This is a genomic window from Blautia sp. AM47-4 (assembly GCF_003479865.1).
GTDB classification, from domain to species: Bacteria; Bacillota; Clostridia; order Lachnospirales; family Lachnospiraceae; genus Fusicatenibacter; species Fusicatenibacter saccharivorans.
In genome coordinates this window covers 1-11,274 of the sequence record NZ_QUHY01000048.1, presented here as the reverse complement: position 1 = coordinate 11,274, position 11,274 = coordinate 1, and the positions used below count along the sequence as shown (strand labels likewise).

Genomic DNA, 11,274 nt, shown 5'->3' with positions numbered 1-11,274 from the left:
GCTTCGCTCGACTTGCATGTGTTAAGCACGCCGCCAGCGTTCATCCTGAGCCAGGATCAAACTCTCTGATAAAATGTTTGTTCCAAGTTCAAAATCAACATACTAGCTAATTTATCCCTTTTACTGTTTTAAAGGATCTTTCGATCGTTTTGAATTACTTATTCAGAACTTTCGAGGATGTGTTTCACTGTTTAATTATCAAGGATCTCTGCCGTTCCGACTCGGATCAGCTCGTTTATTTTATCACAGAGCTTTTCATTTGTCAAGAACTTTTTTAATTTATTTTTTGAAGCTCTTTCGAACTTCCTGAGAACGTTTTGTTCTCTGCCGTTCTCTCGATCAGCAACTCGTTTATTCTATCAAACTCATTTGCTTTTGTCAAGAACTTTTTTCAAGTTTTTTTGAAGTAGTTTTGCAACCCGCGGCAGCCACCCGGCTCCGAACTAGGTTTTTCTGTTTCAAAAGAACTCATTCACTGTAGCTCTCGCTGACAGCTTAGTTATAATAACACCCCCGAAAGCAAAAGTCAACACCTTTTTTCGAATTTTCTTATTTTTAGAAAAATACGGTCAATTCTGCATATTCAGTATTTTATCTGACTATTTCTTTTTTTACTCCATCATCAAAATCTTTTTCGGCTGATATCGTACAATCTGGTATACCATAACCATAGAAGAAGCCAGCACAACCCCCATTCCACAAAGATACAATATTATAATCTGCTGTGTCTTAATTGCAGCCTGCACACCGTTCGAAAGATCTACAGCTATTTTTATCACATTCGCCAAAGGATAAGAAAAAATTACCCCCGCTGTAATTGCCAGCAATACCGGGCAAAAAGATTCCATCAACATCTGCAGCATAATCCGCATCTTTGTTTCTCCAACAGAAAGAAGAATGCCAATCTCAAACATGCGATCCCGCAAATTCATAAGAATCAAAAAACTTAATGTGATAGTTCCAAGGATTACGGAAACTATCACCATGAGATTCGAAATCCCTGCCAGGCTCTTCAGGCTGTCGGCCACCGCTTTATAAGCTGAAACATTTACCGTATAGTCCATATCATATTCTTCTTTGATATATTCCGGCATTTTTTTCGCATCTTCAGCAAACGCTCTTCCTTCTTCCGGGTCCTTCAACTGCAATGTAATTTCTTTTACATTATCATTTTCATTCATCTCATAAACTGGTGTATCCAGGGTATAGATAGCATTTGCTGGGTTATTATATACCACATTTCCACTGTAAGCTGCCTCGTTCGTACTGTAAATACCACTGATTTTAAATGTATACCGCTCCTTTGTGTATGGTGAAAGAACAGCTATGGTATCTCCTATTCCCAGTCCATTCCGTTCCGCAATCCCATCACTGACTACCGCTTCTTCTGCATTCTGCGGTACATGTCCCGAAATCAGTGTAACTACAGAAGAAACAGAACTAAAATACTCGACAGGATCAGATGATCCCTCCACATAAATATTTTCTGTTCCATTTTCTTCCTGTCCGTCCATAATTTCAGCTGTAAAGTTATCCGCCAGAGCAGCTGTCACCGTATTACAGCTGCCAAACCGAATTCTTTCATCAGCGCAGAGTTCCAAATATTTTTGATGTGAAATCGAATTCACACCGCGCGGCTCTTCACTGTATATCTGACGCTCATTCGATACAAGCACGCTTCCTCCGATGCTCGTCCGAATCTCCCATATCCGTTCCCGACTTGCCGCGCGGATACATAAGCCAAACAGGATCAGGATGGATAAAATCAGGAAACTTAAAAACATCAGAATTGTATTTTTTTTATGATAAGAAATACTGCGAAATGCTCTTTTGATCCAGTTCATAAAAACTTTCCCTCCCCCTCATGTTTAATCCTGCAATTTTTTCTTTTCCAGCCGTACCACCACATCTGCCTCCGCGGCAAATGCTTCCGAATGTGTAACTGCTATTACACATTTCTTATCTTCATGAGCCAGCTCTTTGAAAATTTTCACAATGCCAGCCGCCGTATCAACGTCCAGATTTCCCGTCGGCTCATCCGCAAGAATCACCTCTGCATTTGTCGAAATCGCACGCGCAATCGCTACGCGCTGCTGTTCGCCTCCTGAAAGTTTATTGATATTGCGGTTCATCTGATCTTCTGTAATTCCCATTCGTGTCAGAAGTTCCCGCGCCCGTTCTTTTTTGTTTTTAATCGGATTTGACGTAATTTCCATTGCCGCCAGCACATTCTCCAGCGGGGTCAGATAAGGCAGCAGATTATACGCCTGAAACACAATTCCAATCTTGCTGTTTCGATATCTTGTATAGCCAATTTCCCGGATATCTTTTCCTTCAAAGCACACGCAGCCGCTCTTAGGTTCTTCCAGCGCACCCGCCAAAGTCAGCGTCGTTGTTTTCCCCGATCCAGAAGGACCAACAATCGTGTAAAGAGTACCCTTCTCAAATGAATAGCTGGCTTTATCCAAAATATCAATTCTCTTTCCGCCGCTCTCGTAAAAATAGCTTACCTCTTTTAATTCCAGTTCTGCCATATTGTTCCTTTCTACTATAATCTAGTCGCCTCTACATTTTTCCAGTTCTCACTTCCGTAAGAAACCCATCTTTTACCAAATATACTTTATCAAATTTTTCCAGTTTATCATAATGATGTGTAATAAAAATCACAGATTTTTCCGGCATTTCTTCTGTTATAATTTTATAAAGATATTCATTGGCTTCTACATCAAATCCACTGGACGCTTCATCAAAAAGCATAACCGGCGCATCTTTCAATAGTGCCCGTGCAACCACAAGCTTTTGTCTTTCTCCTCCTGAAAGAAATGCTCCATCATCTCCTATTTGTGTTTTTTCTTTTTCTGGAAAACGTTGCAAGTATTTTTTCACGCCACTTTTCCTTAGTACCTCATTCAGTTTTTGTCTGTCTGCTTTCCCCTCCAAATCTATATTCTGCACAATGTCCCCCAAAAACAACGCTGATTTCTGACTCACAACAGAAAAAAGGCTTCGGTATTCTGATAATTTTAGCACTTTTATATTTTCACCATTACATAAAATTTCTCCTTCTTCCGGTTCATAAAATCGTAATAGTAATTCCAAAATTGTTGATTTTCCACTTCCATTTTTTCCAATAATAGCCACTTTTTCTCCCGGCTCAAGTTTAAAAGATACTTTCTTTAACACTTCCCTATCCTTTGTATACTGAAATCTCACATTTTTAAATTCTAATATTGGCGAAATCTCTTTTTCCACTCTTTTACTTCCACTTCGTTCCTCTTCCATATTCAAAAATGTATAAAGTCGTTCAGCGGACGGTTTGACACTTGCAAAATGCATACGCAGATCAATTAAACTATTTACCGGTCTTGTAACATAACTAGAATAAGAAACAAAAGCAAAAACTGAACCTATGGAAATTTTTCCCACGAACACCAAATATCCACCAACTAAATAAATAAGAATTGTTACACCCCACTCTAAAACAGCATCCCCAAAAATATTCCATGTCTCAATCATGGTTCCTTTCATTTCAACCGCTAACGATTTACAAATCTGTTTTAAAAATTCGCATTTTCTTAATTCATATAGATTCCACAATTTAATTTCTTCCACAGTATTAATTGTATCGCCAAGCCATCCTCCAAATTGTTGCTCAACTTGAATATACATTTTCATGTTTTTCTCACGCTTTTTAGCAAGACATTTTACTAACACGTATTTCACTGGAATTACTATCACTACAATGCATAACAGTTCAGGACTCAACAGCATAAGTCCAGCAAGTCCACTAATTACACGAAAAACATACGAAAAGCTCATCACTACATATCTATCTGTCATAGACGCAACCTGAGATACATCGCATTGTAACATTTGCACTATTTCCATACTATTTTTCATTTGAAAATAATGTTTTTTTAAATGCAATAATTTTCGAAATACATTGCAATACAAGTTCTTATAGAATGAATTATGTATTTCTGCAAAAGTTTTTGCCTGCACAACTTCAATCATTAAATATACCAGCACACAAACAAATAAACCGGCTACTCCATTAACAATTTGGGGCATATTTTTTTCGAGTATTCCGATGTCTGTGATCTGTTTTATCAATAATGGTTGCAGAAATACAGTTACTGTAGAAACAATAGTGCTTATACTCAAAATACCTATTTCTTTTTTATATTTGAGTAACTCTTTTAAAAAATATAAACATTTATTATTCTCTATTATTTTCTTCATTGTTCACAAATATAATATTTTTAATCCTTTAAGCAAACACTGATTCCTATTAGTCCAACCATACACACCCCAAGAAATATGTCCATCCAGACTATTTTCCCACTTTGCTTTTCTCCACTCGAAGGAGCCTTAAAAAATACTTTTTCAAAGCCTGTATCATTTTTATCAAAATATTTTTGTCCTATAACCTCTTCTTTCGTTTCATTCTCCTTCTTCTCAAGCCAATACTGGATCGAAATTTCCTGCATTTCTTCACCACCATATTCGGCTCTTTGATTATCTTTTGCAAGTTCTTCCGCTATTTTTCCGCCAAAAATCTTCATCGCACTATCTTGACTTTCTTCATAGGGTTTTCCAGCTCCCAAAAATAAAAATTGTCCTACTTTCTCCACGCTATCTGGAATCCGTATTTTTGACAAAGAAGAGCAATACATAAAGGCATTATCACCAATGCTCTCTAAACCATCATAAAAATAAATCTGTGTGATTCTAGTTCCCTGAAATGCGCTTTTTCCTACCTTTTTTAGTGTTTTTGGCATTACAATGCTGATAAACCCAGCAGTTGTATCACTGTACTGACCATCTTCCGCAAAGGCAGATTCCCCGATTTCAACAATGCCTTCGGATATCTGCACTGCCCGAAGATCCGTTTTTCTCAAAAAGCAGGAATCTCCGATTCTCGTCACTTCTTTCCCACCTACTTCTTTCGGTGTGACAATCACGCTTTCCGTCCCGATATAGTTTCGTAAAGTTACAGTTTCATCTTCTTCCACGCTATACTGGTAATCTCCCTCTTGGAGCCAGTCTGCCTGTAGCGAAACCTGTGTCGTTCCAGATTCCACTGCAAAAACGTCTTCCCGCCATACCAGCACCAGAACCATCGCTACGATCATTATCATTCTTTTTTTCTTCATGAACACCTACTTTCTGTCCAGCAATATAGATGCCGGGCTTTCTCTAGTTATTTTGCCGACTTGCAGAATTAATATCAAAAGGAAAAGATCTAAAATACCAAGAATCATCCCCGTCATGATTTTCCAGTTCCACTCAATGGACAAATCCGTATCAACAGTTACTCCCGTTGATTCATACGCAGCTATTTCGCTTGTCGGGAGCGCGTTTTTAATATTTCCCGACAGATCTTCATTTTCCTGCTCCACTTTCTCAGCCTGATTCGAAATCATCCGATCTGCGAAATACTCTGCTGTTGGTGTCGCACACAGCGCCGCAAAAACCAGGGCAATCAAAACCGGAACCAAATTCTCCAAAACGAACTGTCCTAAAATCCTTTTTCTGTGTTCCCCCATCGAAAGTAAAATTCCAATCTCACGTTTTCGCCCTTTGACTGACAGGCTGGTCAGAATGCCGAACAGTAAAATTCCGGCAGTCACAAATCCTACGATCATATATCCTATCAGACGATTCAATTTTTCAACAGGTTTCGCAACCATCTCATACCATTCCTTGTTTCGAATCAACTGATAGGACCATTCTCCAGATTCCAAATCCTGCTGTGATATTACCATTGGCTTTACGCTGGAACGTATTCCATTTTCATCGGTCTGTACAACATCATCCACACTTCCTATTTTTATTTTGTTTTTTGTTTCTTCTATGAATGGTTCAACTGATTTTGTATCTTTCAAATAGACCGTAACTGTATTAAATCCCACATTTTGAATTTTTAATGCTTTCATAGAATACTCGCAGAAAATATCCAGTGGAATAAAAATTAAATTATTGTGCCAGTCATTCACAACGGAATCGGACTGATAAACCTCTGGAGTTCTGTAAATGCCTCGAATTTTGAAACTAATTTCTTCCGGGGCACTTACTTTATAGTATTCGATCGTTCCCTGCTCCATTTTATATTTAACAGTATCGCCCACATGGAGATGATTTTTTTCGGCGTATTTTTCTCCTACCACAGCTTCGTATTTGCCCCGTTCTCCGTAGCTCAGTCCGCTTCCTTCCACAATCCTGTAACCCTTTGCCAGAAAATAGGTATCGTATGCGCAGTCCAGTGTTCCAACAGCCGTCATCGTATACATGCCTGAATCTTTCAGATAACCTTTTAGGCGCTGTTGTGTCTCCTCGCTGATATATGTTTCCGTATCCACCGGATCAAGCCAATATGTTCCCGCTTCCATGGTGTACCCCTGAACATAATTGCTGTCAATGAACTTTTCTACGATTGCGGACGGGATCGCATATACAGTACATGATTTTCCAGCTTCTCCCTCGGCCGGCCCGCGCAGAGTAATAGAGTTGGCCAATGTTTCCTGTGCTCTTTTCACTTTATTTCCACTTGCAATTCCAATCATCAGCATAGAAAATATCGCCAGGAAAAGTACTAAAAACAGTATGATATACATCAATGTTTTCGCAGGAGTACTTCTTAATTTTCTGCTCGCTCTTTTCAACATATTCTTTCTTCCCCCTATATATTTCAAAATGCGACAAGCTTATGTTTAATTTTCAAGTGTCCAAATAATCCTATCGCTCAATTTTTCTATTTGAGAATCACTTTTAATATCAACAACTGATATTTTTTTCAAATGCTCAAAATCCCTTTCCTTGTCAATTAATTTTAAAAAACACATCTTTTTTTGTTCAAAACTCGCATCCATATCAATTGCAAATTCTGATATTCCAATATCATTAATTGTAATATCATATCTTTTTTGAACCTCATCTTTAACATGACTAATAAACGCTTCTTCATAGCGCATATATGGTAGCATCAAAACACTATAATCTGGTTCTATTGCACACATAAACAATTGTGTAGTAATGCCAAAATCATTAGAATATTGTGGATTAAACGAGAGACATGCTCCTGGTATCCCAACAATTACAATATCATAATCTTGTTCTAACCGCTTTACAGCCGCATTTATATTTATAATTATCTCTTCATTCCTATTTTTCCCATTTAAATATTTCTTTTCAAAGCAAAATGTATCTTTCCCAATTAATCCATTTAATCCAGAAACAATTGCTGCAACTTTATATCCTTTTTGTTTCAAACATTTTTGCAGTTCTAATTCCATTTTCAATTTTCCACTATTTTGTGTCAAACCCAAAACGCAAATAACCGGAATATTTATCTTTCTTACTCTTAAATCGTCACACTTTTTTTGAATTTTTAATTTTTTAGCAACAACGACATTTTCATAATGCTGATCTATCTCTAAACTGTTCCTGATATTATTAATAGAAACTATCGTTATGGATTTCTGCTTTGCTGTTTTCACCACGCTCTTTATATATTCAGGCGATGCATCGTGCCAACTTTCAAGAAGAATTAACACTTCACATTCTTTTATAATATTACCTATTCCCTCCTCTATTATTATCTCACTACCATCACAACGTTGAATTTTTTTCCCGCAAAGTCCCCATGCTTTTATTGAAGCAATATGCATAATTTCACCATATCTACATTCATGTATGTTCTCAAATAGTGTTATACTTTCTTGATCTACCGGAAATATACCTACTCTTTTTAACATTTTCATTCATACTCCTCAAATTTATAACCAAGTTCTTTTAAAGTACAGTAATTTTTCATTGCCTCTTCAAATCCCCCTCTAACCTTCCAGCAATGTTTTTCTATTTCTTTATTTGAAATATTTTTAGTGTCATCTGCACATGCTATACAAATTGTGCAATGTTGATATGCCCAACAATCCTTACACCGGTCTTGCGAATATCGTTCTATATTTAGCAAATTTAACACTTTGTTTTTATCTATTCCTTTTTTTATATCACCTATTTTGGAAACTTCTGATATTTCACTCACTCGCTCACACGGATATATATTTCCTTCTGCTGTTACAAAAATTTTTTTCGCGCCTGGAATACAGGGACCACTATGATGATTTACCTTTGAAATCTCTTCTTGCATTTTTTCCTCATGTTGTTTAATTTCTCTCATTTCATTATCAAATTCTTCTTTTACTGCTCTAGCCACAAATTTTTCATTAATTCGTTTTAATTTTGAAAGAAAACATTTAAAATATTCATATTCCTGTTCTTCAACAAATTCTCCGCTAAATTCACATTGTTTATCCGTATAATTATCATTCAAAACAGATATTCTACTCAAATTTTTCGAAATCAGCCTATCTTTATCCAAAAACTCATATATTGTTCTTAACTCATTTTGGGGATCTAACACTGTGTTGAAAGACACATTTTTTTTATAATATTTTCTGTCCATACTATATATCATTTTCATGCTATCTCTCAATTTTTCAAATGATCCTCTATTACTTCCTGCAAATATTCTATTTTTATCGTGCACTTCTTTAGGCCCATCCAAACTAAACATAATTTGTATATTATTTTTAATAAAATACTGAACAATTTCTGGTGTAAACAACGTTCCATTAGTGGTCAAATTAAAATGTACCGTTCTTTGGCAATATTCTCTCTTCACATACTCAACTACTTCTTTTATCAATCTGAACATTAATAATGGCTCTCCGCCATAAAATGATATATATATGTCTTCGCTAGACATCGAATGCCCATACAAATAATCTACTGCTTCTTTTGCAGTTTCCCAGCTCATTTCTTTTTGACTATGATTTCTATTTTTGTAATCACCAGAATAAACACAATAACTGCAACGCAAATTACATTTTTGTGTCACTTGCAAAACTAACTGATTCATTCTATTTTCTAAATAAGATTCTAAAAAGTCCGTAGCAAAATGTTTTACCTCTTCTACCCGCGTTCTTTTCAAATATCCTTCATTTATTAGCTTTTCTATTTCTCTTTCCGCTTTTTCATCCCAAATATTGTTTTCCAAAAAATTATATGTTTCGAAAGACACCTGAATAATTTTATCAGTATTCACATCATATACATAATATTCTTTTGCAGTTTTGAAACAATGAATAAATGGTTTATGCATGTTCTTTTCCTCTTGTTTTATATGCTATTTCTTTGTTAATCAATTTTATTATGTCATCAAATGTATCAAATTTTCCAGCCACAATATCTTTTTCCTTAAAATGAATATCAAATTCTTTTTCTAACTCCACATATACATTTATCAAATCTCTTGCGCTGAATTTTAGATCATTTCCTAAAAGCTTTTGATTTTTCCAGTCTTTTTTCTGTTCTAAATTTCTATATTTCTTTAATATATCTTTCACTTTTTCTTCTATCATTTCTATTCTCTTTCATCAAATCTACTATTGTCAGCATTTTTACTCTACAACAAACATATCAACATTTTAACAAACGCTATTTCAAAGGATCTATAATACTTCTAGCCATATTCTTAAACGATTTTTTATAATGCTTAAATCAACTTTTAAACTTATCCTCTAATTAAAATGAGGACTACCACTAATTAACACTGTAGCTGCCCTCATCTTTCTTACATTTTAGTGATTAGCATTAGATCCAAATACACTTGTGTATAACTGATTCTGCGCCTGAGCTTTCTGAACATAGGCAGACCCACACGTAGAAAAGCATGTGCATGAACACGGTCCATTTGCATAAACACTCACATTATTTCTTCCCTTATGTTCTTTCTTTTTAAGCGTTTTCTTCATTTGAATACCTCCCTTCGAGCATAATTTTATTACCCATTGCGATCGCAAAAGTAATCCAGTAAATTTTAGTCGTCTAAAAGTTGCATTATTATCCATTTATATGCGTTATAACAATTTTCAAACTGCATTTGCTCCATCCTTGTTTTCACATTCCATCCTTTTTTATCAAAAACCTCAAAATCTATCAAACTATTACTTTCAAATATATTTTTATCCGTTTGAATAATAAGCACATCTGGATTGTATATTGTATTTACTGCCATTATTAACGTCTCTGTCACATTCCCATGCGTATAAAATTCTAATGGAATTTCTGCCACGCAAGACTCTTTTAGGTTCTTTTCTGATGTTAATACTATACACTCATAGTCTTCCTTCCCAAAACACTCATATAACAACTTTGCCCCAATAACAGTACGTGTTAAAATTATCGGAATTGACCACGCTTTATTATTCACAATCCCATTCCATTCCAATTCTTTTTCATAGATACATTTGTTTATATGATTCATAATAAATTTTTTTGCATCTTGGTATGAACCTTTTTTATTTTTCCTTAAATAACATATCAAAAGCACAGTAATAATCGGAGCTGCAAAACTATTTGATTTGTATTCTTTCCCAACAATCTTCTTTAAAACGTCATCAAAATTTAACTGTATCGAATTCATTTCCGAAAAAGGAAATGATTTAGACACCGAAATTTCTTTTTCCTGCAATTTAGCAATATAATTTCTTACCCCGAAAACCCCATCAAAGCATGCCGGCCATGTAGGAAAGTTTGTATTTGATAGCGCTGCACATAATATCATTTTATTAGAAACCATTTGTTTTATAATATTTTCTATCTTTTTTGCATCTATATAATTTGTTGTTCCAACACTCATATGCACAAGTTTTATCTTTTCTTTTAAGCACCATTCTAACGCCGCTTTGAATGAATCAATGCTACCTCTTTCCCCTGTTTCCATAATTTTTATAGAGATAAATTCTACCTCTGGGCAAAAATATTTGATGATACTATAACACTTATCGCCATGTGTTAGTTTATATCTCTTTCTAAACAGATTATCTTTTTTTTCAGAATTGCACAAAACAACTTTTTTATTCTCATCAACATAGTATTCATTCTCACTCAGAAACAGCCCCCCTGCTGTCCCGTCATCTATAATTACATATTTTCCATCGTTTTTTTTATTTTTCATATGCAAATAGTCTTGTTCAGCTTTTCTTTTTCGTCTACATACTTACATTATATCTATATTTCTTCTTTTTTCAATGTGCTTTTTGTACATATTTTCAGTTTTTATTCATTATAAATTCACATAAATATTTTTTTCACAAAAACATGTGCTTTTTGTACATATTTTCAGTTTTTATTCATTATAAATTCACATAAATATTTTTTTCACAAAAACATGTAATTTTTTTATATAAATACGTATATTTATAGATA

The 11,274-nt window shown here is 35.0% G+C and carries 9 protein-coding genes and 1 rRNA gene; all 10 read right to left on the bottom strand.

Annotated elements, in window-relative coordinates; genetic code table 11:
- Positions 1-72 (bottom strand): 16S ribosomal RNA (locus DW965_RS17660); the annotation flags it as partial.
- A gap of 539 nt (positions 73-611) precedes the next feature.
- The gene (locus DW965_RS17655) at positions 612-1,844 is read right to left on the bottom strand and encodes an ABC transporter permease (protein ID WP_055226878.1); all 1,233 of its coding nucleotides are present in this window, start codon (positions 1,842-1,844) and stop codon (positions 612-614) included.
- A gap of 24 nt (positions 1,845-1,868) precedes the next feature.
- Positions 1,869-2,534, bottom strand: coding sequence for an ABC transporter ATP-binding protein (locus tag DW965_RS17650; protein ID WP_055226876.1), 666 nt, complete (start codon positions 2,532-2,534; stop codon positions 1,869-1,871).
- 31 nt (positions 2,535-2,565) lie between these two features.
- Entirely contained in the window at positions 2,566-4,242 is a 1,677-nt protein-coding gene (locus tag DW965_RS17645; protein ID WP_055226874.1) for an ABC transporter ATP-binding protein, read from the bottom strand.
- A 20-nt stretch (positions 4,243-4,262) separates the two neighbouring features.
- Positions 4,263-5,156 carry a leucine-rich repeat domain-containing protein gene (locus DW965_RS17640; protein WP_022463281.1) on the bottom strand — a complete coding sequence of 298 codons (894 nt, stop codon included), beginning with the start codon at positions 5,154-5,156 and terminating at the stop codon, positions 4,263-4,265.
- A 6-nt stretch (positions 5,157-5,162) separates the two neighbouring features.
- The gene (locus DW965_RS17635) at positions 5,163-6,572 is read right to left on the bottom strand and encodes an ABC transporter permease (protein ID WP_158554998.1); all 1,410 of its coding nucleotides are present in this window, start codon (positions 6,570-6,572) and stop codon (positions 5,163-5,165) included.
- Between the two features lie 141 nt (positions 6,573-6,713).
- Positions 6,714-7,757, bottom strand: coding sequence for a DUF1611 domain-containing protein (locus DW965_RS17630; RefSeq protein WP_055226872.1), 1,044 nt, complete (start codon positions 7,755-7,757; stop codon positions 6,714-6,716).
- Between the two features lie 2 nt (positions 7,758-7,759).
- Complete coding sequence (ccpM, locus tag DW965_RS17625; protein ID WP_055265672.1) at positions 7,760-9,166, bottom strand: Cys-rich peptide radical SAM maturase CcpM; 1,407 nt, start codon at positions 9,164-9,166, stop codon at positions 7,760-7,762.
- Positions 9,159-9,425, bottom strand: a complete 267-nt coding sequence (locus tag DW965_RS17620; RefSeq protein ID WP_055226866.1) for a hypothetical protein — start codon at positions 9,423-9,425, stop codon at positions 9,159-9,161. Before DW965_RS17620 ends, ccpM begins: the two co-directional genes overlap by 8 nt.
- Before the next feature lie 458 nt (positions 9,426-9,883).
- On the bottom strand, positions 9,884-11,023 hold the full coding sequence (locus DW965_RS17615) for a hypothetical protein (RefSeq protein ID WP_055226864.1): 1,140 nt from the start codon (positions 11,021-11,023) through the stop codon (positions 9,884-9,886).
- Positions 11,024-11,274: the final 251 nt, after the last annotated feature.

Bases quoted from the DNA above. Each gene is read 5' to 3' on its own strand.
- DW965_RS17655 (WP_055226878.1), bottom strand. From the start codon at position 1,844: ATGAACTGGATCAAAAGAGCATTTCGCAGTATTTCTTATCATAAAAAA.
- DW965_RS17650 (WP_055226876.1), bottom strand. From the start codon at position 2,534: ATGGCAGAACTGGAATTAAAAGAGGTAAGCTATTTTTACGAGAGCGGC.
- DW965_RS17645 (WP_055226874.1), bottom strand. From the start codon at position 4,242: ATGAAGAAAATAATAGAGAATAATAAATGTTTATATTTTTTAAAAGAG.
- DW965_RS17640 (WP_022463281.1), bottom strand. From the start codon at position 5,156: ATGAAGAAAAAAAGAATGATAATGATCGTAGCGATGGTTCTGGTGCTG.
- DW965_RS17635 (WP_158554998.1), bottom strand. From the start codon at position 6,572: ATGCTGATGATTGGAATTGCAAGTGGAAATAAAGTGAAAAGAGCACAG.
- DW965_RS17630 (WP_055226872.1), bottom strand. From the start codon at position 7,757: ATGTTAAAAAGAGTAGGTATATTTCCGGTAGATCAAGAAAGTATAACA.
- ccpM (WP_055265672.1), bottom strand. From the start codon at position 9,166: ATGCATAAACCATTTATTCATTGTTTCAAAACTGCAAAAGAATATTAT.
- DW965_RS17620 (WP_055226866.1), bottom strand. From the start codon at position 9,425: ATGATAGAAGAAAAAGTGAAAGATATATTAAAGAAATATAGAAATTTA.
- DW965_RS17615 (WP_055226864.1), bottom strand. From the start codon at position 11,023: ATGAAAAATAAAAAAAACGATGGAAAATATGTAATTATAGATGACGGG.